This window comes from Pseudomonas sp. 9.3L, assembly GCF_058536285.1.
The window spans coordinates 3,865,041-3,887,906 of record NZ_JBZUBK010000001.1 but is presented as its reverse complement, the minus strand read 5'-3'; the positions used below and the strand labels follow the sequence as shown (position 1 = coordinate 3,887,906).

Sequence of the window (22,866 nt, the reverse complement as noted above, 5' to 3'; positions counted from 1 at the left end):
TAAAGCCCTCGTCGATGTCCCAGCCGATCCGCCTCAAGGACCACGAAAAAGACGCCCGCCTGGTGCGAGGCCGCGTTGTCGTGGGTGCTGTGGTGGTGGTCGCCCTGATCGCCGTTCTCGTGGCGCGCTTGTACTTCCTTCAGGTGGTTCAGTACGAGTACCACTCCACGTTGTCTGAAAACAACCGGGTACATGTGCAGCCCATTCCGCCCAGTCGTGGGCTGATCTATGACCGGAACGGGGTCATCATTGCCAACAACCGCCCCAGCTTTAATTTGAGCGTCACGCGAGAGCGTGCCGGGGACTGGGAGGGCATCCTGGACCGCATCGTCGAGGTGCTGGAGCTCGCGCCCGAAGACCGCGCCCTGTTCGAGAAACGCATGCGCCAGGGGCGGCGCCCGTTTGAGCCGGTGCCGGTCATGCAGGAGCTGACCGAAGAGCAGATTGCGCGCATCGCGGTAAACCAGTTTCGGCTCCCAGGTGTAGAAGTGGTGGCTCAGCTCACCCGGTACTACCCTCAAGGGCAACATTTTGCGCACTCCGTCGGCTACATGGGGCGCATCAACGAGAAAGAGCTCAAGTCGCTGGACCCGGTGAACTACAGCGGCACCCACCAGATCGGCAAAACCGGCATCGAACGCTTCTATGAGCCTGAGCTCCACGGCCAGGTGGGGTACGAAGAAGTAGAAACCAACGCCAGGGGCCGCGTATTGCGAGTACTCAAGCGCACCGATCCCGTTCCGGGCAAGGATATTGTGCTTACCCTCGACATCCAGCTGCAACAGGCTGCCGAAGCTGCATTGGGCGGGCGTCGGGGCGCGGTAGTCGCCTTGGACCCACGAAATGGCGAGGTGCTTGCCATGGTGAGCCAGCCAAGCTTTGACCCCAACCTGTTCGTGACCGGCATTCCGTTCAAAGCCTATGCGGAGCTGCGTGATTCCATCGACCGGCCCCTGTTTAACCGAGTGCTTCGAGGCCTGTACCCGCCAGGCTCGACCATCAAGCCAGCGGTAGCCATCGCCGGCCTGGACAGCGGCGTGGTCACGCCGTCTACGCGGGTGTTCGACCCGGGCTATTACACCCTGCCCAACTACGACCACAAATATCGCAACTGGAACCGCAGCGGGGACGGGTTCGTTGACTTGGACACCGCCATCATGCGGTCCAATGACACGTATTTCTATGACCTCGCCCACAAGCTTGGGATCGATCGCCTGGGTGACTACCTCAAGCGCTTCGGGATTGGGCAAAAGGTTTCGCTGGACATGTTCGAGGAATCCCCCGGCTTGATGCCTTCTCGTGAATGGAAGCGCGTGACCCGTCGCCAGGTATGGTACCCAGGGGAAACCTTGATTCTGGGGATTGGCCAGGGTTACATGCAGGCCACGCCGCTGCAGTTGGCCCAGGCCACGGCATTGGTGGCCAACAAAGGCCGGTGGAATCGGCCCCACCTGGCCAGGACCATTGAAGACAAGCCGCCGGTAGACCCTTCACCCATGGCGGACATCGTGTTGCGCGACCCTAGCGACTGGGCGCGCGTTACCCATGGCATGGAGCAGGTGATGCAGGGCGCGCGCGGTACCGCCCGCAAGGCCGCCCTGGGTGCCATGTACCGTATTGCGGGCAAGAGTGGCACCGCGCAGGTGGTTGCCATTCGCCAGGGCGAGCGCTACGACCGTAATAAATTGCAAGAACGTCACCGGGACCACGCGTTGTTCGTCGGCTTTGCGCCTGCCGAAAATCCGCGCATCGTGGTAGCCGTGATGGTCGAAAACGGCGAGTCCGGCTCAGGGGTAGCGGCCCCTGTGGTCAGGCAGGTGCTGGACGCCTGGTTGTTAGGCCCCGATGGCCACCTCAAACCTGAATACGCCAGTGTGACGGCCCCGGAGACTACGGCCCGTGAAGAATAACTTTGATCGCATTCTGTCCAGCGAGGACGTAATGCGGCGTCGAGCGACGTTCCTGCAGCGCATTCATGTGGATGGGCCCTTGCTGGTGCTGTTGCTCACCTTGGCCACGGGCAGCCTGTTCGTGCTGTATTCGGCCAGCGGCAAGAGCTGGGACTTGCTTATCAAACAAGCGTCTTCATTTGGTATCGGGCTGGTGTCCATGTTCGTCATCGCCCAGCTGGAGCCGCGCTTCATGGCCCGCTGGGTGCCGCTGGCCTATGTGTTGGGCGTGGTCTTATTGGTAGTCGTCGATGTCATGGGGCACAACGCCATGGGGGCAACGCGCTGGATCAACATTCCAGGGGTAATTCGCTTCCAGCCGTCGGAGTTCATGAAAATCATCATGCCCGCCACCATCGCCTGGTACCTCTCCAAGCGCACCTTGCCGCCCCACCTTAAACACGTGGCTGTTAGCCTGGCGCTCATCGGCGTGCCGTTTGTGTTGATCGTGCGCCAACCCGACCTGGGCACTTCGCTGCTGATCCTGGCCTCCGGGGCGTTCGTGCTGTTCATGGCGGGGCTCCGCTGGCGCTGGATTCTCAGCGTGATCGCCGCCGCCGTGCCTGTGGCCGTGGCCATGTGGTTCTTTATCATGCACGACTACCAAAAGCAGCGGATCCTCACATTCCTGGACCCTGAAAGCGACCCATTAGGTACAGGCTGGAACATTATCCAGTCCAAGGCCGCCATCGGTTCGGGCGGGGTATTTGGTAAAGGCTGGCTGTTAGGTACACAATCGCACCTGGATTTTTTGCCCGAAAGCCACACTGACTTTATCATCGCTGTACTAGGCGAAGAGTTCGGGCTGGTCGGCATCTGTGCGTTACTGCTGATCTACCTCCTGCTTATCGGTCGCGGGCTGGTCATTACCGCGCAGGCGCAGACCCTCTACGGCAAATTGCTGGCGGGTAGCCTGACCATGACCTTCTTCGTGTATGTATTCGTTAATATAGGCATGGTAAGTGGCCTACTGCCGGTAGTTGGCGTGCCCTTGCCCTTCATTAGTTACGGCGGAACTTCGCTCGTGACGCTACTGTCAGCGTTTGGGGTTTTGATGTCGGTCCATACCCATCGCAAGTGGATCGCTCAGGTTTGATTAAGGTGATGATTTCAATGCAAGCAATGCGTAGCTGGGTCGCTCGATACGCTCCTTGGGTCGGCCTGGCGGGCATCCTTGGCACGCCAGGCACTTCGGTTGCCGGTGACTATGAAGGCTCCCCCCAGGTGGCACAGTTCGTGGGCGAAATGACCCGCGACTACGGCTTTGCCGGCGAGCAACTGATGGGGTTGTTCCGGGAGGTCGAGCGTAAGCAGGCAATCCTTGATGCCATTTCCCGGCCCGCCGAACGAGTGAAACCTTGGAAAGACTATCGCCCGATCTTCATCACTGATGCACGCATCGCGCGCGGCGTTGACTTCTGGCGCCAGCATGAGGCTGCCCTCACGCGTGCCGAGCAGGAATATGGCGTGCCCGCACAGGTGATCGTCGCGATTATTGGCGTCGAAACCTTCTTCGGCCGCAACACAGGTAACTACCGAGTGCTCGATGCCCTCTCGACCCTGGGCTTCGACTATCCTCCCCGTGCAGACTTCTTCCGCAAGGAGCTGCGTGAGTTCTTGCTGCTGGCCCGGGACGAGCAGGTTGACCCTGCTACCTTGAAGGGCTCCTATGCCGGGGCAATGGGTCTGCCACAGTTCATGCCCAGCAGTTTCAGGGCCTATGCAGTAGACTTCGACGGCGACGGTCATATCAATATCTGGAGCGACCCGGTCGATGCCATTGGCAGCGTGGCCAGTTACTTTTCCCGGCACGGCTGGGTCAGTGGCGAGCCTGTGGTAAGCCGCGCAGATGTACGCGGCGGGCGTGCCGACGAGGGCCTAAGCCCTGGTCTGGACCCTACGAAAACCGTTGGGGAGTTGCGAGCCCTGGGGTGGTCGAGTCATGATGCGCTGCGCGATGACCTACCGGTGGTTGCGTTCAAGCTCGACGGGGACGCAGGGCCCGAGTACTGGATGGGCCTGAAGAACTTCTACGTGATCACGCGTTATAACCGCAGTGCGATGTACGCCATGGCGGTCCATCAACTGTCGCAAATGCTGGTCCAAGCACGGGGCACCAATTAATGCGGGCTTTGCCGTTTCGCACACCACTGAAGCTGGCGTTCTATGGGGCAGCGGCCGTGCTCGTGGCAAGTTGCTCAAGTAGCCGTGCGCCGGAGCCTAGCTACACCTACTCCAACACCAACACGACGGTGCGTGCTCAGCCTGGCCTGGACATCAATCGGGCCCACAAGGATGGCGCACCTTGGTGGGACGTAGACGTTTCCCGCATTCCAGATGCGGTGCCTACCTTGCACACCGGGCCTTACAAGGCCAACCCGTACACAGTGCTTGGCAAAACCTATTTTCCGATTCAACAGGCCAACAGTTATAAGGCGGTAGGTACTGCCTCTTGGTATGGCACCAAGTTTCATGGCCAAAACACCGCCAACGGCGAAGTGTATGACCTCTATGGCATGAGCGCTGCCCACAAAACCCTGCCGCTGCCCAGTTATGTGAAGGTCACCAACCTCGATAACAACCGCAGCGTAATCCTGAGGGTAAACGACCGAGGCCCCTTTTATTCCGACCGCATCATCGACCTGTCCTATGCCGCCGCCAAAAAACTGGGCTATGCCGAAAACGGCACGGCACGTGTGCGGGTCGAGGGCATCGACCCTCAGCAGTGGTGGGCCCAACGCGGCGGGCAGGCGCCCATGGTGCTACAGCAGCCAGCCACCCAGGTAGCCCAGGCACGGCCGGCGTTTACGCCCAGTGCCGGTACCATCGAACAGTACACGCCACCCCCACAGCAACACGCCGTGGCCACGGCACCGGTCGTCCTCGACCCAAAAAAAAACGCTTCTGCGCAGGCAACTGGCCTCTATCTCCAGGTGGGCGCCTTCGCGAACCCGGACGCTGCCGAACTGCTCCGTTCGAAGCTCAGTACCATGGTAAAAGCCCCGGCGTTTACCAGCCCTACGATTCGCAACCAGCAGACGCTCTATCGCGTGCGGCTGGGGCCGATCGGAACTCAGGATGAAGCCCAGCAAGTGCAGAACAGCGTTCGCCTGGCCAACCTCGGCTCGCCGAGCATGGTGACGGCTGAATGACCAGCGGGTCAGCCTCGCTGAGTGCCCGGCGCGCGCGGGGCTACCAAGGACGGTTACACGTAAGCCCTGACAAGGCTTTAAGATTTGCCCTCAGGGCCTGTGCCATCAGTAATCTCGAGAGACGGATGAACATCACCAACTTTGCCAAACGTGTATGCCTGCTAGTCCCCTTGCTGCTGTCCCCAGCGGCCTGGGCCATCGACCAAATGGTCCCCGCTGCGCCTCAATTGGCGGCGAAAGCCTATGTGCTGATGGAGGCGTCCAGCGGCAATGTGCTGATCGATAACAACGGCGACGAGCGCTTGCCGCCGGCCAGCTTGACCAAGCTCATGTCGGCCTACATCGCTACCCTGGAAATCCGTCGTGGGCAAATCGGCGAGAACGACCTGGTAACCGTCAGCGAAAACGCCTGGCGTACCGGCGGCTCGCGGATGTTCATCAAGGTGGGCTCGCAGGTCACGGTCAGCGACCTCCTGCACGGGATTATCATCCAGTCCGGTAACGATGCCACCGTGGCCCTGGCGGAGCACATCGCAGGCAGCGAAGATGCCTTCGCCGACATGATGAATGCCACTGCCAAGAAGCTGGGCATGGACAACAGCCACTTCATGAACCCCACGGGCCTGCCTAACCCGGATCACTACGCCTCTGCCCACGACATGGCGACCCTTGCCCGGGCCATCATCCATGAAGACCCGGCGCACTACGCGATCTACTCCCAGAAAGAGTTCTTCTGGAACAACATCAAGCAGCCCAACCGTAACCTGCTCCTGTGGCGCGACAAGACCGTCGATGGTTTGAAAACCGGCCATACCCAGGAAGCGGGCTACTGCATGGTGGCGTCTGCGGTCCGTGATGGCACCCGCTTGATCGCCGTGGTCTTCGGCACCAACAGTGAGCAGGCGCGTGCTGCTGAAACCCAAAAGCTCCTGACCTACGGCTTCCGCTTCTTCGAAACCCAAACCTTCTACAAAGCCGGTACCGAGCTGAACAAGGCCCCGGTATGGAAAGGCACCACCAACGAAGTGAAGGCAGGCCTGGCTGAAGACCTGACCATGACTCTGCCACGCGGCCAGCTGAAAAACCTGCAAGCCAGTATGACCATGAACCCGCAACTTACGGCGCCTATCGAGAAGGGCCAGGTAGTGGGCAAGGTCGAAGTGAAGAACGGCGACAAAGTGGTAGATACCAAAGACCTCATCGCTCTGGATGCCGTGGAGGAGGGTGGCATCTTCCGTCGGTTGTGGGATAGCATTCGTCTATTCTTCTACGGCTTGTTCAACTGACGCATCGTCGGTTACACCTCCCCAGTCCCTGACTGCGGGAGGTGTAGCTTTTTTCCACGGCTTGATGAGGCCGTCATTGCCATGACAGACACCGATGTAAAGTCTCACATCATTGAATTTCCGTGCCCCGATTACCCGATCAAAGTGATCGGCGACACCGGGGTAGGGTTCAAGGATACGGTCATCGAGATCCTCGCCAAATACGCCAAGGTGGATATAAACACCCTGGCGGAGCGCCAAAGCAGCAATGGCAAATACACCACCGTTCAATTGCATATCGTTGCCACTGGCCAGGACCAACTGCGCGACATCAATAGCGCGTTACGTGCTACCGGTTTCGTGCATATGGTGCTGTGATGCAGGGTTGCCTGGGCTTTCGTGAGCTGGGCGTCCTGCCTTACGAGCCGGTATGGCAGGCCATGCGCCGCTTTACCGACGAGGCCCGCGAGCGCAAGCTAGGGGACGAAGTGTGGTTGGTGCAGCACACACCTGTGTTCACACAGGGCCAGGCAGGCAAGGCTGAACATGTACTGATGTCGGGCGATATCCCCGTGGTGCAGGTAGACCGCGGGGGGCAGGTGACCTACCACGGGCCGGGGCAACTGGTGGCGTACCTGATGCTGGACCTGCGAGAGCGTGGCTTTGGCGTAAGGGATTTGGTAAGCCGCATCGAAAACGCACTCGTGGCGTTGTTGGCCAGCTACGACGTGCCGGCCCAAGCCAAGCCCGATGCCCCCGGGGTGTATGTACAAGGCGCCAAGATCGCATCGCTGGGGTTGCGCATCCGTCACGGTCGGTCCTTCCATGGCCTGGCCCTGAACGTCGACATGGACCTGCGTCCGTTCCAGCGAATCAACCCGTGCGGCTATGCCGGCCTTGCCATGACGCAACTGGCCAGCCATGCGCCCGGGGCAGCACTCTCCGAGGTAGGTACCCGGCTGCGAGCGCAGCTTGTCGAACACCTCGATTATGTTGAGCAGACGACCCTCACGGGCGGAATCGACTGAATATGACTATTGCGCAAGACACCCTCGCCACTCCTGAGGTGGCCCTTCCCAAGCCTGCTGCGCCTAAAAAGGTCGAGGCTGGTGTGAAGCTACGAGGCGCCGAGAAAGTCGCCCGGATTCCGGTAAAGATCATTCCAACGGATGAGTTGCCCAAGAAGCCTGACTGGATTCGCGTGCGTATTCCGGTGTCACCGGAAGTCGACCGAATCAAACAATTACTGCGCAAGCATAAGCTGCACAGCGTGTGCGAGGAGGCCTCCTGCCCAAACCTGGGTGAATGCTTCTCCGGCGGTACCGCGACCTTCATGATCATGGGTGACATCTGTACCCGCCGTTGCCCTTTCTGCGACGTAGGGCATGGCCGTCCCAAGGCACTGGATGCAGACGAGCCTCATAACCTGGCTGTTGCTATCGCTGACTTGCGCCTCAAGTACGTGGTAATTACCTCGGTGGACCGCGACGACCTGCGTGACGGTGGTGCTCAGCACTTCGCTGACTGCCTGCGCGAAATCCGTAAACTGTCGCCAGGGGTTCAGCTCGAAACGCTGGTACCTGATTACCGTGGCCGCATGGACATCGCGCTGGACATCACCGCCCAAGAGCCGCCAGACGTCTTCAACCACAACCTTGAGACCGTACCGCGCCTCTACCGCGCCGCACGGCCGGGCTCCGACTACGACTGGTCCCTTACGCTGCTGCAGAAATTCAAGCAGCGTGTGCCTCACGTGCCGACCAAGTCGGGCTTGATGCTGGGCCTGGGCGAGACGGACGAGGAAGTCATCGAAGTGATGCACAAGATGCGTGAGCACGACATTGACATGCTTACCCTTGGGCAATACCTGCAGCCCTCGCGTAGTCACCTGCCGGTTCAGCGCTTCGTCCACCCGGACACCTTTGCCTGGTTTGCCGAAGAAGGGCAGCGCCTGGGCTTCAAAAACGTCGCTTCTGGCCCACTGGTACGATCGTCCTACCATGCGGACCAGCAGGCGCATGAGGCGAAGATCAAGCTTTGATCGGGCAGCGATCAACTGCTTCCCTGGGCACGCCCATACCGGCGTTGCACCCAGGGGACTGCCTGGGATTGATTGCCCCGGCGGGGCCTGCAGAGTTCGACCGAGTAGCCGCCCACGCCTGGGCACAGGCGCAAGGGTACCGGTTGCATATTTTCCCCGGCGTTGCGCGCACCACAGGCTACCTGGCGGGCAGCGACGACGTACGCCTCGCAGACCTGCACGCTGCGTTTTCAGACCCGTCCATCAATGCCATCCTGTGCGTGCGTGGCGGCTACGGCAGCCCACGCCTGCTCGACCAGATCGATTATTCGCTCATTGCGGCCAACCCCAAGCCGTTCGTGGGCTACAGCGACGTGACCGCCTTGCACCAAGCCCTATGGCAGGAGGCTGGCTTCGTGAGCTTTCATGGGCCGATGATGCGCCCAGATCTGCTTATCCCACGCCAAGCCCCTACGCACGCCCTGCTGCTGCAATGGCTACGGGGTGAGCTGAGGGCTGGGGATGTGATCGCGCACCCTGCCCAGTGGCCGCTCAGCACGTTACACGGTGGGGTTGCCCAGGGCCGCCTGGCAGGGGGCAACCTCACCATGCTCGGAGCCTCGCTCGGCACGCCATGGGCGCTTGATACCAGCGACGCCATTCTGTTCATCGAAGATGTGAACGAGCCCTTGTTCCGCATCGACCGCGTGCTCAACCAATTGCGCCTGGCTGGCAAATTCACCGGGCTGCGTGGCGTGCTGGTAGGGGACATTGCAAAGGTCGAGCCTGGGCCGCTGTTCGAGCTGATACAGGCCACCTTTGCCGAGTTGGATATTCCGGTGTTGGCAGGGTGGCGCAGCGGCCACTGCGACCCTAACCTGACGCTGCCACTGGGCGCCCAGGTGATACTGAACGCCAACAGCCAACAGTTGATACTGGCACAGGACGTTACACGTTAAAGCCCTGTGCCCGGTTGCCCGCCCCTACGGCTTGGCTTGCGCCACGCCGCTTTCGCGTAGGCTTTCCAGTAGCTTATGGGTAGGGTAACCATCGGCCGGCCAGCCACGTGTTTGCTGTGCGGCACGGATAGCCTTGCGGGTATTGGCCCCGATAATCCCGTCAGGCGCCCCCGCGTCAAACTGTGCAGCGCTGAGCAGGGTCTGCAGCTCTATACGCTCGGAACGGCTTAAAGGCAGGTCATCCTTTGGCCAGCTCCCCTGAACATAACCCCCTGATGAGAAACGTTGGGACAGCAGGCTCACGCCCAACGCATAAGAAGAGGAGTTGTTGTATTTGAGAATCGCCCGGAAGTTATCCAGTACCAGGAAGGCCGGCCCCCGATAGCCCGCAGGCAGAAGCAGGTTGGCGGAGGTTTGACTCAGGTTGGCGGGCAACGTGACGCCGGCCGGTAGTTTCACGCCTTGTGCCAGCCACTCGGACACCGGCTTGCGCAGGCTGCCGTCAGCCAGTGCGTAATCGAACCCCGAAGGCAGTTGAACCTCCATTCCCCAAGGCTGACCGTGCTGCCAGCCTGAGGCCTGAAGGTATTGAGCTGTAGAGGCGAGGGCGTCCACGGCACTGTTCCAGATATCCCGACGGCCATCGCCGTCGAAGTCCACCGCATGGGCGTTGTACGTGGTAGGGATGAACTGAGTCTGGCCCATGGCGCCTGCCCATGAGCCCAGCATGTGGGCAGGGTCGATGTCGCCGTTTTGCAAAATCTGTAAGGCGGCTACCAGCTGCTCCTGGGCGAATGCTGGCCGGCGGCCTTCGAACCCCAGCGTGGCAAGGGACCGAATAACTGACTTATCACCCTGGAACTGGCCGAAGCTGCTTTCCATGCCCCATACCGCCACCAGTGCTTGCCGGTCTACGCCATATCGCTGCTCGATGCGTTGCAGGGCGTCGGCATATTGGCCCAGCAGGGCCTGGCCTTTGCGAACCCGTACTGGCGAAATGGCGCTGTCGAGGTATTCCCAGACCGGCCGGCTAAACTCAGGCTGACTACGGTCGGCGTCGATGACTGCGGGGTCTGGGCTCACGTCATTGAAAGCGGTGTCGAACACGTCGCTCCGGATCCCCGACTGCAAGGCATGAGCCCTGAACGCCGCCTGCCATTGCTCGAAGCTTTGCATAGGCTCTTGCGTAGCAGTTACTGCCGTGGCTGCGGCGGGTGTGCCCGGCAACGCATCGGCCGCCGTGGGTGTTTCCGAACAGGCAGCAAGAAAAAACAGGCTGGAAGCGACAAGAGCTCGGCTAGAGCGGCGACGGCAGATACGGCGAAGAAACATGCAAGTGCCTAAGCATTCGAAAAAGGTGGCAAAACCTTAACACGGCACGGGGTTAGGCCGCCAAGGGCCTATTGCGCCGCCAGTGGAAAGCGCTGGCCTGCCATCAAGAGCGTAAGCCGCGAAAGCCCGGCCCAGACCGAGCCAGGCGCCTGCCCTTTGATTTGGGCATCCAGCGCCTGAGCATCCTGTAACAATTGATTCCAGCGTTGCGAAGGGTACCGGCGCATGGCCTTGCCCACCACGGGGCGGCGCTTGTCCCACACCGGGGGCTTCATCTGGCTGAAGGCTTTATCCAGCGGCACGCCTTGGCTGAACAAATAGGCCACGCTGGCCAGGGTTCTCAGCTCGCGGGCCAACGCCCACAAGATCACCGGCGCCTCGACACCTTCCCCCCGAAGCCCCTCCAGCACGCGCAACGCATGGGCTGCATCGCCGCCAAGGATGGCATCTACCAGCCCGAAGACGTCGAAACGAGCGCTGTCCGCCACAGCCGCCTGAACGATGTCCAGGGTCACCTGATTACCATCCGCCAACAGTTTGAGCTTCTCTATCTCTTGCGCCGCTGCCAGCAAGTTACCTTCGACGCGAGCGGCAATCAGCTCCACCGCTTCGGGTGCAGCGGCCAGGCCGGCCTGCGCCAACCGTTGGCTGATCCACTGGGGCAGGTGATGAGCGTCCACCGGCCATACCTGAATGAACTGCACGTGGGGGGCATTGATCAACGCGGATGCCCACTTGCTCTTCTGGGCGCTGCCGTCCAGCTTGGGAAGGCTGACCAGCAGGAGGGTGTCATCAGCCGGGCGCCGGCAATACTCTATCAAGGCCGCAGCGCCTTTATCACCAGGCTTTCCAGCCGGAAGCCGCAGCTCCAGCAAGCGCCTCTCCGAGAACAGAGACAGGCTGGCGCTAGCCTGAAGCAGGCTGCCCCAGTCGAAGTTGGCATCGGCGTTGAACACCTGGCGCTCGTCAAAACCTTGCTGGCGTGCGCAAGCGCGTATAGCGTCGGCGGCCTCTTGGCACAACAAGGGCTCGTCGCCACTGACCACATAGATCGCGGCCAGGCCCCCTTGCAAATGCTTGCCCAACTGGGCCGGCGCAAGTTTCATTGCGTGGCCCCTGTGCGGTTGATGCCAGGCCTCAACGGGTAGGCAGTTGCATGGGCGACTGCTGCGGCGTTGCGTCGCGAATGCGTTGAGCTTCGGCCTCGGCAGCGGCTTGGGCCTGAGCCTTGGCGTCTTCCTCGGCTTGACGCTGCTGGAGCTGGGCAGGTGTCAGTTGAGCCAGGCGCAGCAGCATGCGCTGGATCAGCTCACGACGCATCTCGGTACGTACGCGGCTGGATTCCTGGTCAGAGCCGGTCAGGTTGTTGCTGTCGTGCACGTACACTTTCTGCACGTCCATGTGGTCATCCAACAGCACCCGTTGCTGGTCACCGGTGATGGTGTAGGCCAGGCGCAGGCTGAGCTCTACTTCAGAGGCACGTGACGTACCGGTATAGGTGGCATTGCGGCTGTCTTCACTCTCACGGGTAAGCGTCAAGGTATAAGGTGCGCTGCCGTCGACTTTCACGCCATTACGCTCAAGCGCCGCGCGCAGGTCCTTGACAGTAGGGCCGTACGCATCACGGGCCTGGACGTTCATTTCCTTGACGGCCATTTCGTTAGTGCCGGTGCCGCGAAGGTGAAAGCCGCACGCACTTAGCAGCGTGGCCAGCCCCAGTACCAACAGGTTACGTTTGATCATGCTTGTTGCTCCTTCAAACCTTTTTAGCCGACGCACCCTGGAGCGCCGAAGCGCCCAGGGCCGGGATCAGTTAGCGACGATGTTGACCAGCTTGCCAGGCACCACGATGACCTTGCGAATGGTCTGGCCCTCGGTGAAGCGCAGCACATTCTCATTGGCGCGCGCCGCCGCTTCGACCTCCTCACGGGTGGCATCGGCGGGCATGTCGATCTGCCCGCGCAGCTTGCCATTCACCTGAATGACCAAAGTGAGGGTGCTCTGTACCAGCGCAGCTTCATCGTGGATAGGCCATGCTGCATCAATCACAGCACCAGTGTGGCCCAGGCGCTGCCACAGCTCATGGCACACGTGTGGCGTGATCGGCGCCAGCAGCAGGGTTACGGCTTCCAACCCTTCATGAAGCAGCGCGCGATCCTGCTCGCTGGCCTGCAGGGCTTTTTCAAGCACGTTCATCAAGGTCATCACCTGGGCAATGGCGGTGTTGAACTTGTGGTGCAGGCCCACATCCTGGCTGGCTTGGCGGATGGCCAAATGGATAGCACGACGTACCACCTTCTGCCCATCGTTGAGCGTTGCGCTGCCCAGTGGTGCTGGCAGGCCCTGGCTGACGTGGGCCTGAGCCAGGCGCCAGACACGCCGCAGGAACCGGTTGGCGCCTTCAACGCCGGTATCAGACCATTCAGCGCTCATGTCGGGCGGCGAGGCGAACATCATGAACAGCCGGCAGGTGTCCGCACCGAACTGGTCGATCATCGACTGCGGGTCTACGCCGTTGTTCTTGGACTTGGACATCTTCTCGGTGCCACCGATCTCGACCGGCAGGCCGTCGCTGCGCAACCGGGCGCTAATGACCTTGGCCTTGGCGTCGCGGTCCAGCTCCACATCGGCAGGGTTGAACCAGGTTTTGCCGCCGTTGGCTTCGGTGCGGTAGTAGGTTTCAGCGATGACCATGCCCTGGGTGAGCAGATTCCTGAACGGCTCGCTGGAGCTGACCAGGCCTTCATCGCGCATCAGCTTGTGGAAGAAGCGCGCGTACAGCAGGTGAAGGATGGCGTGCTCGATACCACCGATGTACTGGTCGACAGGCAGCCAGTGGTTGGCCGCAGCCGGGTCTACCATCCCCTCTTGATAGTGGGGCGAGGCGTAGCGGGCGAAGTACCAGGACGACTCTACGAACGTGTCCATGGTGTCGGTTTCACGACGCGCCGGCTCACCGCAGCGAGGGCATTGGCATGCATAAAACTCGGGCATCCTGGCGAGCGGCGAGCCTGCGCCGTCGGGCACGACGTCTTCCGGTAGCACCACGGGCAGTTGGGCTTCGGGGACCGGTACATCGCCGCAGGCGTCGCAGTGAACGATCGGGATCGGGCAGCCCCAGTAACGCTGGCGGCTGATACCCCAGTCGCGCAGGCGGTACTGCACGCGAGACTGCCCCAACGATTTCTTCAGCAAGGCCACTTCGATGGCGTCGAACGCACCCTCGAAGTCCAGGCCGTCGAATTCACCGGAGTTGATGAGCTGGCCGTGCTCGCCATAAGCAGGCTGCCAGGGCGCGGGCGTCATGTCGCCGGCGCTGGTGCGTACCACAGGCTTGATCGGCAGGCCGTATTGAGTGGCGAACTCAAAGTCACGCTCGTCATGGGCCGGCACGGCCATGACCGCGCCATCGCCGTAATGCATCAGCACATAGTTGGCAACCCACACCGGCAGGTACTCACCGGTCAGCGGGTGCTCAACGCGCAAGGTGGTAGCACGGCCCTTTTTCGCCTGGGTCGCTACGTCTGCTTCGGCCACGCTGCCTGCCTTGCATTCAGCGATGAAGGCTTGGAGCTCAGGGTCGTTCTGGGCGGCGAGGGTGGCCAGCGGGTGTTCGGCGGCCACGGCCACGTAGGTAGCGCCCATCAGGGTATCGGGGCGCGTGGTGAAGACCTTTAGTACGCCTTCTTCGCCAATGGAGGCCGAATCGTAGGGGAAGCGCACTTCCATCCCCTTGGATTTGCCGATCCAGTTGCGCTGCATGGTCTTGACCTGCTCCGGCCAGCCCGGCAGGTCATCAAGGCCCTGCAACAACTCTTCGGCGTAGGCGGTGATCTTGAAGTAGTACATCGGGATTTCCCGCTTCTCGATCACTGCACCGGAGCGCCAGCCCTTGCCGTCGATGACTTGCTCGTTGGCCAGGACGGTTTGGTCTACCGGGTCCCAGTTCACGGTGCCGTTCTTGCGGTAGATCACGCCTTTTTCGAACAGGCGAGTGAACAGCCATTGTTCCCAGCGGTAGTAATCGGGCTTGCAGGTCGTCACTTCCCGCGACCAGTCGATGGCCAGGCCCAGGCTCTTGAGCTGGGTCTTCATGTACGCGATGTTTTCGTACGTCCATTTGGCCGGGGCAACGTTGTTCTTCATCGCGGCGTTTTCTGCCGGCATGCCGAACGCGTCCCAGCCCATGGGCTGCAGCACATTCTTGCCGAGCATGCGCTGGTAGCGGGCGATCACGTCACCGATGGTGTAGTTGCGCACATGCCCCATATGCAGCTTACCGCTAGGGTACGGGAACATGGACAGGCAGTAGTAGGTCGGCTTGCCGGGCTCTTCACTGACTTCAAAGGACTTTCGCGCGTCCCAGAAGGCTTGGGCGGCGGCTTCGATTTCGCGAGGCTGGTAGTGTTCGTGCATGGCTACTTTTGGCTGGGGAAGTGAGTGAGTCCGGGCTCCGGCTGACGTATGCCGCGGCCATCGATCCAGTGTTTTGGTGAACGCCGTAGCATACATGACCCCCGGCGGGCCTGTGAAACGCTATTGCTGCTGCGTTTCCGTTGGTCGCGGCGACAGGCTGCCGTGGCACGCGCCGCTAAGCTATCGGGTGGGCACTGAAGTTTCGTCAGCACAAGGGGGAACGGATGGTAGAAACACACCTCGCGGCCGTCAACCCGGAGCTTTGCGAGCGCTTGATCGACCGCCTGGGGCTGGCCATGGACGTGGCGCGCACGTCGGTGCACCTGCGCCATGAAGCACCTGCGGAGTTAGAGCTTACGGGGTTGAGCGCTGCCGAATTCGATTGGCTTAGCGCTTATCTGCATGCTAACGCCGCGCCCAAGAAGACCCCCAGCCCACGACCGGAGCGTGAATTCGGGGCTAATGTCTGCTGGCTGAAAGACCGCCGTCGCCGACGTTAGCCCTGGTAGGCAGGTGGCGCACCGGGCAGACCTGTTAGGCTTTGGGGCTCTGCCTAGGAGGGTGCCCCATGCTGTCGCGTTTTTTCATCAAGCAGTTGTTGTTCCCACCAGGGATTTTGATTCTGTTGTTGCTGTGTGGCTGGCTACTGCGCCGTCGGGCCCCGCGCTGCGCCAACGCCTGCATGATCCTGGGGCTGGTAGGGTTGGTCGTGATGAGCTTACCCGTGGTAGTGCGGTCCAGCGCGCAGGCCTTGGAGACCGAGCCGCCACTGCCCGCCCAGGCATGGGCCACACTGGCGCAGAGGGCTGAGGCTATCGTGGTGCTAGGCGCTGGGCGGGAACGCGGCGACCCTGCCTGGGGAGGCGAGGATCAGCCTACCGGCGTAGCACTGGAGCGGCTGCGCTATGCCGCCCGCCTGGCCAAGGCCAGCGGTCTGCCTGTATTGGTTTCAGGCGGGTTGCACTACGGTGCGCCGCCCAGCGAAGCGCAGATCATGGCGCGTTCGCTGAGCGATGATTTTGGTGTCAGCACTCGCTGGCTGGAGCCCCGCAGCCGAACCACATGGGAAAATGCCCAGTTCAGTGCCGAACTGCTCAAGGCCGAGGGGATAGAGCGCGTCGTGGTGGTGACCCAAGCCTGGCATATGCCGCGCGCGCGCTGGAGTTTCGAGCGCGCAGGGTTGCAGGTCGTCAGTGCACCGGTAGGTTTTTTAGGGGGCAGCAGCGAGCGCCCGCTAGGGGGGTGGTTACCGGATGCCAAGGCCTGTTGGCAGACTGGCCAACTGCTGAACGAAGCAGTGGGCCAGCTGGGGTACCGTTTGTTTTACTGAGCCTTTGGCGCAGGTTGGCGCCGGTGCCAGAGTGCCCAGGCAAAGATGAGCGTACACAGGCCGATCAGGGGCCAGGAGCGCCAGTGCAGGTAGGGTGTAAGGCCACCCATGGGCACCACATCACCGTACATCACGCCCACTTCGAACGAGGGGAGCTGCTGGGTGATACGCCCCTGCGGATCGATCAGTGCCGTCACGCCACTGTTGGTGGCCCGGATCATCCAGCGGCCAGCTTCCAAGGCCCGCATTTTTGCCATTTGCAGGTGCTGCAACGGGCCAATAGAAGTACCGAACCAGGTGTCGTTGCTCACCGTCAGCAGCAGGTCGCTTCGGGCAGCCATACCCGCAGCGAACTCCGGGTACACCACCTCATAGCAAATAAAAGGCGCTATCTGGTACCCCTTGGCCTGTAGCAAAGGCTGCTCCGCGGGGCCTCGGGCGAAGTCTGACATCGGCAGGTCGAAGAAGGCGATCAGGCCCCGCAACAGGTCTTGCAAAGGCACGTATTCACCGAACGGCACCAGCTTTTGCTTGAGATAAGTGCCTTCGCCACTGCCGACCACGGTGATCCCGTTGTAATACCGACGTTGCTGATCCACTTCCTGACGAATAGGCACCCCGGTAATCAGCGCAGACTGCCGGCTGTTGGCGAAATCACCGATGCGGTCCAGATAGCCTTGGGCACTGTTCAGCAGCACGGGGACTGCGGTTTCTGGCCAGACCACCACGTCGGTACGCCGCGCATTCAGGGTCAGGTCACGGTACAGCGCCAGCTGAGCATCGATCTGGGCGGGGTCCCATTTAAGGCTCTGGGCGATGTTGCCCTGGATAGCCGCCACGCTAAGTGGGGCACCAGCAGGTGTTGTCCAGGCCTTGCCATTAAGCAGTTGCGACACTAGCCATGGCGCAATCAGCAACGCCAGCGCTGCCGTCAACCCTGCACGCGTTGCCCGAAAGCGCGGCAGGTTGCACACAATAGCGGCCGTCAGGGCCAGGCAGAAAGAGACCAGCCACAGCCCCCCGACGGGTGCAAGGCCTGCCAGCGGCCCATCCAGTTGACTGTAACCCATGTACAGCCAAGGGAAACCGGTGAGGAACCAGCCCCGGAACGCTTCCTGACCTACCCAGAGCGCAGCGAACCCCAAGGCGTCGGCCAGGGGAGCAGGGTTGCGCCTTACCCAGCGCGCCCATACCCAGGCAGGCAGCGCGAAAAACAACGCTACGCCGGAAATGAAACCGAGCATCAACAGCCCTGCCAGCAGCGCCGAGGCGCCGCCGTAGGTGTGGATGCTCACGTAGATCCAGCTGGTGCCGGCCGCAAAGGTACCAAAGCCGTAGCACCAGCCGCGCAGCAGCGCCTGGCGAGGGGAAAGTTGGCGCAAGCCAACATAGAACAAACCCAGCGACACCAAGGCCAGCGGCCACAGGTCAAAGGGTGCCAACGCCAGTGTAGTCAGCGCGCCGGCTACCACGGCCAGCAGATTACCGGGCCAGCCGGGGTGGGTGATCCAGCGCATGGTCTTCCTTAGCGGTTAATCGGGGTGAGTCGCAGCAAGTGTATCCGCCGGCTGTCGGCGTTGAGGATGCGGAACCGGTAGTTGCCGATCTCGGTGGTTTCGTTACGCTTGGGCAAGTGACCAAACGCGCTCATGACCAGACCGCCGATGGTATCGAATTCTTCGTCTGAAAAATCGCTTTCAAATGACTCGTTGAAGTTTTCGATGGGCGTCAGGGCTTTGACCAGGAAGTCACCGTTGGGAAGCGGCTTGATGTAGCTGTCTTCTTCCACGTCGTGCTCGTCTTCGATATCGCCGACGATTTGTTCGAGCACGTCCTCAATGGTCACCAAGCCTGCCACGCCGCCGTATTCGTCGATCACGATCGCCATGTGATTGTGGTTGGCGCGAAATTCGCGCAGCAGCACGTTCAGGCGCTTGGACTCAGGCACGAAGGTAGCCGGGCGCAGCATGTCCTTGATGTTAAAGCCGTTGGTGTGGCCCTGAAGGATCAGCGGCAGCAGGTCCTTGGCAAGCAATACGCCCAGGACTTCATCGTGGTTTTCGCCCATCACCGGGTACCGCGAATGCGCGGCATCGATGACGGCAGGGAGAAAGTCCTTGGGGGCTTGCACGGCCTTTATGGTAATCATCTGCGAGCGCGGCACCATGATGTCCCGTACTTGCAAGTCGGCCACCTGGATGGCGCCCTCGACGATACTCAGGGCTTCGCTGTCCAGCAGCTTGTTGCGGTGGGCTTCGCGGAGAAGCTCCAGCAGCTCTTGCCGGTTCTTTGGCTCATGGGCAAAAGCCTGGGTGATTTTTTCCAGCCAGGACTTCTGCCCGTTGCTCGATCGATCTTCGCTCATGGCGTTGTTACTCGTAATCCTTGATAAAACAGCTTAAAGGGAGGCTAGGCCGGGACGGTGTCGAGATAAGGGTCCGGGTGGCCCAGCTCTGTGAGCAGGTTGCGCTCCAGGCTTTCCATTTCTTCGGCTTCCTGGTCATCCAGATGGTCATAGCCCAGCAGGTGCAGGCAACCGTGGATGACCATATGCGCCCAGTGCGCCTCAAGCGACTTGCCTTGCTCTATGGCCTCGCGTTCCACGACCGCCGCACAGATCACCAAGTCACCCAGCAACGGAATGTCCAGCAGGTCATCGGGTACATCGGCCGGGAATGAGAGCACATTGGTCGCGTAGTCGCGCTGCCGATAGGTGTTATTCAGCGCTTGGCCTTCAGTTTCGTCTACCAGGCGCAGGGTGAGTTCAGAATCTGCCGTGCGCTGACGCAAGGCTAGCTCACACCACTGGCGAAACTGCACCTCTCCAGGCACAGGCCTGGAGCAGGCGTTTTGAAGGTCGAGCTCAACCACGCTGGCCGCCCTCGTTGGGTTTGGCCTCTTCGAAGCGCTCGTAGGCCTCGACGATGCGCTGCACCAGCGGGTGACGCACCACGTCCTTGGGCTTGAAGTGGGTGAAGCTGATCCCTGGCACGTCTTTGAGTACGTCCATTACATGGGCCAGGCCCGAGCGCGTGCCCTTGGGCAAGTCCACCTGGGTGATGTCCCCGGTGATCACCGCCGTGGAGCCGAAGCCGATCCGGGTCAGGAACATCTTCATTTGCTCGGTGGTGGTGTTCTGGCTCTCATCCAGGATGATGAAGCTGTTGTTCAAGGTGCGCCCGCGCATATACGCCAAAGGGGCGATCTCGATCACCTGACGCTCGATCAGCTTGGCCACGTGTTCAAAACCGAGCATTTCGTACAAGGCGTCATACAGTGGGCGCAGGTAAGGATCGATCTTTTGGGCCAGATCGCCCGGCAGGAACCCCAGTTTTTCACCCGCCTCAACCGCTGGGCGTACCAGCAGGATGCGCCGTACCTGTTCGCGTTCCAGTGCGTCCACGGCGCAGGCCACCGCCAGGTAGGTTTTGCCGGTACCTGCCGGGCCAATGCCGAAGTTGATGTCGTTGGCCAGGATAGCTTTGACGTAAAGCTGCTGGTTCACGCCACGTGGGCGGATCATGCCTTTGCGCGTGCGCAAGGTAACCGCCACTTCGTTGTTGGCCGGATTGCCTAGCGCTTCTACGGCGGATTCCTGCAGGAACAGGTGCACCATATCGGGTGACAGCTCTGTGGCCTTGGTTTCACGGTAGAGGCGGCGCAGCAGTAACTCTGCAGAATGGGTAGCCTCAGGCTCGCCGATCAGCTCGAACTGATTGCCCCGGTTGCGGATTTCTACATCCAGGCGTTGCTCAAGTAAGCGTAGATGCTCGTCGAATTGGCCGCACAGGTTTGCGAAGCGGCGAGCTTCAAAGGGTTCGAGGGTAAAGCGATGGGGTTCTATGGGTGCGTTCAAGGTCGTTTTAAGGCCGCTCTACGGCGAAGGGAATTGAAGCCAAGGATAACCCCGCTACAAAGAAGGTGAAAGCGCAACGCGTGAGGCTGGCGACCGAGGGTGCTGGTAGGCCTGAAAACCGCCCGTTACCCTCGATGGGCACCATGCTATGATCGCGTCCCTCTTTTCACACCCCATATGCCCACCGCCCACGATGACTAAGCGCGACGCTCCTATCTTTAAAGTGATTTTCCTCAACCAGGGCCAGGTGTTCGAGATGTACGCCAAGCACATTTATCAGAGCGAACTCTGGGGTTTCCTGGAAGTGGAAGAGTTTGTGTTCGGTGAGCGCAGTCAAATGATCGTTGACCCGGGCGAAGAAAAACTCAAGACGCAGTTCGAAGGGGTAGTGCGCAGCTTCGTGCCTGTGCATGCGGTTATACGGATCGATGAGGTAGAGCGTTTGGGCACTGCCAAGATTTCCGATGCGAAGGTGACCGGCAACGTGATGCCGTTCCCAATGCCGGTGCCTGACAAGTAAGCGTCAGCCCTCATGCAGCCGATGGTGGCCCTTCAGTGTGCGGCGCCTACGGCAGTGGCGAGAACGGCGTGCGCCCGTCTGCGGTCTGCAATTCCAGCAAGTATTTGCGGAAAATCTGCCCCAGTACCTGGGTCGCGCGTTCCAGGTCCTCAGGGCTCATGCTCGCCGTGACTTCGTCTGCCGCATCCAGCGCATCCTCGGCGCCGTTGACGGCCGCCATCTTCAAGACGATATAGGCCTGGATGTTATTGGCAGGTACGCCTTCGCCACGGGTAAACATCAGCCCCAAGTGGTACTGAGCCTCGGCATGCCCTTGTAGCGAAGCCTGTTCGAAGTAAGTAAGCGCCTGGTTAAGGTCGCGCTCGGTCTGTTTGCCTTCGTAGTAGAACCGGCCCAGCTCGTATTGCGCCTGAGCATCGCCGCCAGACGCCGCCTGCTGGCACTCCGCGACTGCTTGAGGCAGGTTGGGCGGCGTGCTGTCCAGGGTGCAGCGACTCGGCGCGGGCACTAACAAGGCGTTGCCACCTGCGTGGGCCAGGAGCGGCTCAAGAAGCAACAGGCAGCCCATGGCGAGGGCGCGGCCGGTGCGGTTCATGGGAATCGATTTACCTCTAAGCGGGTGGGGCGGGCCACCCTCGCGAAAACAATGCGCACATTATGAAATAAGCCGGTCGCACCTTACAAAGTCTTTACTCGGATTTTTCTGTAGTGCAACGCGAGTGCAACGCGCATTGGCCGCAGCCCTGTATGCCTGCCCAGTAGGCAGGCAGCACTTATACGGCTTAGAGCTTGGCGAATGCGCGCTCGGCGGCATCCAGGGTCAACTTGAGCTCCACCTCGCCATGGGCGATGGAGGTAAAGCCGGCCTCGAATGCACTAGGCGCCAGGTAGACGCCGCCGTCCAGCATAAGATGGAAGAAACGCTTGAATCGTTCCGCATCGCTGGCCATGACGTCCTGGAAGGTCACGATGTCGTCCGCCCCGCTGAAGTACAGGCCGAACATACCACCGGCCTGGGTAGTGACGAAGGGAATCTGCGCCGCGTCAGCGCGTGCCTGCAAGCCATCGAGCATCGCGCTGGTGTAGGCGGTTAGCTCGTCATGGAAACCGGGGCGGCTGATGAGGTTGAGGGTGGTCAGGCCTGCAGCCATGGCCAGTGGGTTGCCTGACAGGGTACCCGCTTGATACACCGGGCCCAATGGGGCGATGTAGGACATGATTTCGCGCTTGCCGCCAAAGCAGCCTACGGGCATGCCGCCACCGATGATCTTGCCGAAGGTAGACAAATCCGGGGTCACGCCGTAATGCGCTTGAGCACCACCCAAGGCAACCCTGAAGCCCGTCATCACTTCATCGAAGATCAGCACCACGCCATGGCGGTCGCACAGGGTACGCAGCCCTTGCAAAAAGCCAGGCGCTGGCGGCACGCAGTTCATGTTACCTGCCACCGGCTCGACGATAATGCAGGCCACTTCGTTACCGCAGTCGGCCAGAGTTTTCTCGACCTCGTCCAGGTCGTTGAATGACAGCGTAAGGGTATGCCGTGCAAAGGCAGCCGGCACGCCTGGGGAGCTGGGTACGCCCAGGGTCAGCGCGCCGCTGCCGGCCTTGACCAACAAACTGTCGGAGTGGCCGTGATAGCAGCCCTCGAACTTGATGATGCTGTCGCGCCCGGTAAACCCGCGTGCAAGGCGAATGGCGCTCATGGTCGCTTCGGTGCCTGAGCTGACCATGCGGACCATTTCCATGGAAGGCACCAGTGAACACACCAGGTCCGCCATGTGGGTTTCCATTTCGGTGGGGGCACCGTAGGACAGGCCATGTTCGAGCTGGTCGCGCACAGCCTGGAGCACATCGGGGTGGCTGTGACCCAGGATCATAGGGCCCCAGGAGCCTACGTAGTCCACATAGCGCTTGTCGTCTTCGTCGGTGACATAGGCCCCGGCGGCGTGTTTGAAGAACAGTGGTGTGCCACCCACGCTTTTGAACGCGCGAACGGGGGAATTCACACCACCGGGGATGTGTTTCTGGGCAGCGGCAAACAAGTTTTCGGAACGGGACATAGTG

22 protein-coding genes are annotated in these 22,866 nt (G+C 61.0%); 12 read left to right on the top strand and 10 right to left on the bottom strand.

Going from position 1 to position 22,866, the window contains the following annotated elements; all coding sequences use genetic code 11:
* Nucleotides 1-14 precede the first annotated feature (14 nt).
* From mrdA to AC4LE2_RS17910, 9 genes are all read left to right on the top strand, one after another.
* Nucleotides 15-1,910, top strand: a complete 1,896-nt coding sequence (gene mrdA, locus AC4LE2_RS17950; protein WP_491827114.1) for a penicillin-binding protein 2 — start codon at nt 15-17, stop codon at nt 1,908-1,910.
* A 31-nt stretch (nt 1,911-1,941) separates the two neighbouring features.
* Nucleotides 1,942-3,045 carry a rod shape-determining protein RodA gene (gene rodA, locus AC4LE2_RS17945; RefSeq protein WP_491828172.1) on the top strand — a complete coding sequence of 368 codons (1,104 nt, stop codon included), beginning with the start codon at nt 1,942-1,944 and terminating at the stop codon, nt 3,043-3,045.
* A 17-nt stretch (nt 3,046-3,062) separates the two neighbouring features.
* Nucleotides 3,063-4,073: a lytic murein transglycosylase B gene (gene mltB, locus AC4LE2_RS17940; protein ID WP_491827112.1), complete on the top strand. Its 1,011-nt coding sequence runs from the start codon at nt 3,063-3,065 to the stop codon at nt 4,071-4,073.
* Nucleotides 4,073-5,101, top strand: a complete 1,029-nt coding sequence (locus AC4LE2_RS17935) for a septal ring lytic transglycosylase RlpA family protein (protein ID WP_491827110.1) — start codon at nt 4,073-4,075, stop codon at nt 5,099-5,101. Before mltB ends, AC4LE2_RS17935 begins: the two co-directional genes overlap by 1 nt.
* Before the next feature lie 125 nt (nt 5,102-5,226).
* Nucleotides 5,227-6,387 carry a D-alanyl-D-alanine carboxypeptidase family protein gene (locus tag AC4LE2_RS17930; protein ID WP_491827108.1) on the top strand — a complete coding sequence of 387 codons (1,161 nt, stop codon included), beginning with the start codon at nt 5,227-5,229 and terminating at the stop codon, nt 6,385-6,387.
* An 81-nt stretch (nt 6,388-6,468) separates the two neighbouring features.
* Complete coding sequence (locus AC4LE2_RS17925; RefSeq protein WP_491827107.1) at nt 6,469-6,744, top strand: DUF493 domain-containing protein; 276 nt, start codon at nt 6,469-6,471, stop codon at nt 6,742-6,744.
* Entirely contained in the window at nt 6,744-7,394 is a 651-nt protein-coding gene (gene lipB / locus AC4LE2_RS17920) for a lipoyl(octanoyl) transferase LipB (protein WP_491827105.1), read from the top strand. The genes AC4LE2_RS17925 and lipB overlap by 1 nt, the downstream gene beginning before the upstream one ends.
* Before the next feature lie 2 nt (nt 7,395-7,396).
* A complete protein-coding gene (gene lipA, locus AC4LE2_RS17915) occupies nt 7,397-8,407 on the top strand; it encodes a lipoyl synthase (protein ID WP_491827103.1) in 1,011 nt (336 codons plus the stop codon).
* A gap of 23 nt (nt 8,408-8,430) precedes the next feature.
* Nucleotides 8,431-9,345 (top strand): S66 peptidase family protein, encoded by a 915-nt coding sequence (locus AC4LE2_RS17910; protein ID WP_491828171.1) that lies wholly within the window; start codon nt 8,431-8,433, stop codon nt 9,343-9,345.
* A 24-nt stretch (nt 9,346-9,369) separates the two neighbouring features.
* Here the strand turns inward: AC4LE2_RS17910 and AC4LE2_RS17905 are convergent, their stop codons facing one another.
* The 4 genes from AC4LE2_RS17905 to leuS form a co-directional block, all read right to left on the bottom strand.
* Nucleotides 9,370-10,677 carry a lytic murein transglycosylase gene (locus AC4LE2_RS17905; protein WP_491827101.1) on the bottom strand — a complete coding sequence of 436 codons (1,308 nt, stop codon included), beginning with the start codon at nt 10,675-10,677 and terminating at the stop codon, nt 9,370-9,372.
* 68 nt (nt 10,678-10,745) lie between these two features.
* The gene (gene holA / locus AC4LE2_RS17900) at nt 10,746-11,783 is read right to left on the bottom strand and encodes a DNA polymerase III subunit delta (protein WP_491827099.1); all 1,038 of its coding nucleotides are present in this window, start codon (nt 11,781-11,783) and stop codon (nt 10,746-10,748) included.
* Between the two features lie 31 nt (nt 11,784-11,814).
* Nucleotides 11,815-12,420 (bottom strand): LPS-assembly lipoprotein LptE, encoded by a 606-nt coding sequence (locus tag AC4LE2_RS17895; RefSeq protein ID WP_491827097.1) that lies wholly within the window; start codon nt 12,418-12,420, stop codon nt 11,815-11,817.
* Nucleotides 12,421-12,486: 66 nt separating this feature from the next.
* On the bottom strand, nt 12,487-15,093 hold the full coding sequence (gene leuS / locus AC4LE2_RS17890; RefSeq protein WP_491827095.1) for a leucine--tRNA ligase: 2,607 nt from the start codon (nt 15,091-15,093) through the stop codon (nt 12,487-12,489).
* Between the two features lie 224 nt (nt 15,094-15,317).
* On the opposite strand from leuS, the gene AC4LE2_RS17885 reads away from it, so the two are divergent.
* Both AC4LE2_RS17885 and AC4LE2_RS17880 read left to right on the top strand, forming a co-directional pair.
* The gene (locus AC4LE2_RS17885; RefSeq protein WP_491827093.1) at nt 15,318-15,593 is read left to right on the top strand and encodes a hypothetical protein; all 276 of its coding nucleotides are present in this window, start codon (nt 15,318-15,320) and stop codon (nt 15,591-15,593) included.
* A 68-nt stretch (nt 15,594-15,661) separates the two neighbouring features.
* Nucleotides 15,662-16,423 carry a YdcF family protein gene (locus AC4LE2_RS17880; protein ID WP_491827091.1) on the top strand — a complete coding sequence of 254 codons (762 nt, stop codon included), beginning with the start codon at nt 15,662-15,664 and terminating at the stop codon, nt 16,421-16,423.
* Here the strand turns inward: AC4LE2_RS17880 and lnt are convergent.
* Genes lnt through AC4LE2_RS17860 form a run of 4 tightly spaced genes read right to left on the bottom strand, consistent with a single transcriptional unit; the run spans nt 16,417 to nt 20,279 of the window.
* On the bottom strand, nt 16,417-17,940 hold the full coding sequence (gene lnt, locus AC4LE2_RS17875) for an apolipoprotein N-acyltransferase (RefSeq protein WP_491827089.1): 1,524 nt from the start codon (nt 17,938-17,940) through the stop codon (nt 16,417-16,419). The genes AC4LE2_RS17880 and lnt overlap by 7 nt on opposite strands.
* Nucleotides 17,941-17,948: 8 nt before the next feature.
* A complete protein-coding gene (locus tag AC4LE2_RS17870) occupies nt 17,949-18,788 on the bottom strand; it encodes a CorC family transporter (RefSeq protein ID WP_491827087.1) in 840 nt (279 codons plus the stop codon).
* A gap of 44 nt (nt 18,789-18,832) precedes the next feature.
* The gene (gene ybeY / locus AC4LE2_RS17865; RefSeq protein WP_491827085.1) at nt 18,833-19,294 is read right to left on the bottom strand and encodes an rRNA maturation RNase YbeY; all 462 of its coding nucleotides are present in this window, start codon (nt 19,292-19,294) and stop codon (nt 18,833-18,835) included.
* Nucleotides 19,287-20,279, bottom strand: a complete 993-nt coding sequence (locus AC4LE2_RS17860) for a PhoH family protein (RefSeq protein WP_491827083.1) — start codon at nt 20,277-20,279, stop codon at nt 19,287-19,289. Before AC4LE2_RS17860 ends, ybeY begins: the two co-directional genes overlap by 8 nt.
* 193 nt (nt 20,280-20,472) lie before the next feature.
* Here AC4LE2_RS17860 and AC4LE2_RS17855 point away from each other — a divergent pair, with 193 nt between their 5' ends.
* Nucleotides 20,473-20,799, top strand: coding sequence for a DUF1820 family protein (locus AC4LE2_RS17855; protein WP_491827081.1), 327 nt, complete (start codon nt 20,473-20,475; stop codon nt 20,797-20,799).
* A gap of 46 nt (nt 20,800-20,845) precedes the next feature.
* Here AC4LE2_RS17855 and AC4LE2_RS17850 read toward each other — a convergent pair whose 3' ends face one another.
* Entirely contained in the window at nt 20,846-21,394 is a 549-nt protein-coding gene (locus AC4LE2_RS17850; protein WP_491827079.1) for a tetratricopeptide repeat protein, read from the bottom strand.
* A 187-nt stretch (nt 21,395-21,581) separates the two neighbouring features.
* A complete protein-coding gene (gene hemL / locus AC4LE2_RS17845; RefSeq protein WP_491827077.1) occupies nt 21,582-22,862 on the bottom strand; it encodes a glutamate-1-semialdehyde 2,1-aminomutase in 1,281 nt (426 codons plus the stop codon).
* Between the last annotated feature and the right edge of the window lie 4 nt (nt 22,863-22,866).

Bases quoted from the DNA above. Each gene is read 5' to 3' on its own strand.
- lnt (WP_491827089.1), bottom strand. From the start codon at position 17,940: ATGCGCTGGATCACCCACCCCGGCTGGCCCGGTAATCTGCTGGCCGTG.
- AC4LE2_RS17855 (WP_491827081.1), top strand. From the start codon at position 20,473: ATGACTAAGCGCGACGCTCCTATCTTTAAAGTGATTTTCCTCAACCAG.
- mrdA (WP_491827114.1), top strand. From the start codon at position 15: ATGTCCCAGCCGATCCGCCTCAAGGACCACGAAAAAGACGCCCGCCTG.
- leuS (WP_491827095.1), bottom strand. From the start codon at position 15,093: ATGCACGAACACTACCAGCCTCGCGAAATCGAAGCCGCCGCCCAAGCC.
- hemL (WP_491827077.1), bottom strand. From the start codon at position 22,862: ATGTCCCGTTCCGAAAACTTGTTTGCCGCTGCCCAGAAACACATCCCC.
- AC4LE2_RS17895 (WP_491827097.1), bottom strand. From the start codon at position 12,420: ATGATCAAACGTAACCTGTTGGTACTGGGGCTGGCCACGCTGCTAAGT.
- AC4LE2_RS17870 (WP_491827087.1), bottom strand. From the start codon at position 18,788: ATGAGCGAAGATCGATCGAGCAACGGGCAGAAGTCCTGGCTGGAAAAA.
- AC4LE2_RS17930 (WP_491827108.1), top strand. From the start codon at position 5,227: ATGAACATCACCAACTTTGCCAAACGTGTATGCCTGCTAGTCCCCTTG.
- holA (WP_491827099.1), bottom strand. From the start codon at position 11,783: ATGAAACTTGCGCCGGCCCAGTTGGGCAAGCATTTGCAAGGGGGCCTG.
- AC4LE2_RS17925 (WP_491827107.1), top strand. From the start codon at position 6,469: ATGACAGACACCGATGTAAAGTCTCACATCATTGAATTTCCGTGCCCC.
- rodA (WP_491828172.1), top strand. From the start codon at position 1,942: ATGCGGCGTCGAGCGACGTTCCTGCAGCGCATTCATGTGGATGGGCCC.
- lipB (WP_491827105.1), top strand. From the start codon at position 6,744: ATGCAGGGTTGCCTGGGCTTTCGTGAGCTGGGCGTCCTGCCTTACGAG.
- AC4LE2_RS17850 (WP_491827079.1), bottom strand. From the start codon at position 21,394: ATGAACCGCACCGGCCGCGCCCTCGCCATGGGCTGCCTGTTGCTTCTT.
- mltB (WP_491827112.1), top strand. From the start codon at position 3,063: ATGCAAGCAATGCGTAGCTGGGTCGCTCGATACGCTCCTTGGGTCGGC.
- AC4LE2_RS17935 (WP_491827110.1), top strand. From the start codon at position 4,073: ATGCGGGCTTTGCCGTTTCGCACACCACTGAAGCTGGCGTTCTATGGG.
- AC4LE2_RS17885 (WP_491827093.1), top strand. From the start codon at position 15,318: ATGGTAGAAACACACCTCGCGGCCGTCAACCCGGAGCTTTGCGAGCGC.
- AC4LE2_RS17880 (WP_491827091.1), top strand. From the start codon at position 15,662: ATGCTGTCGCGTTTTTTCATCAAGCAGTTGTTGTTCCCACCAGGGATT.
- AC4LE2_RS17905 (WP_491827101.1), bottom strand. From the start codon at position 10,677: ATGTTTCTTCGCCGTATCTGCCGTCGCCGCTCTAGCCGAGCTCTTGTC.
- lipA (WP_491827103.1), top strand. From the start codon at position 7,397: ATGACTATTGCGCAAGACACCCTCGCCACTCCTGAGGTGGCCCTTCCC.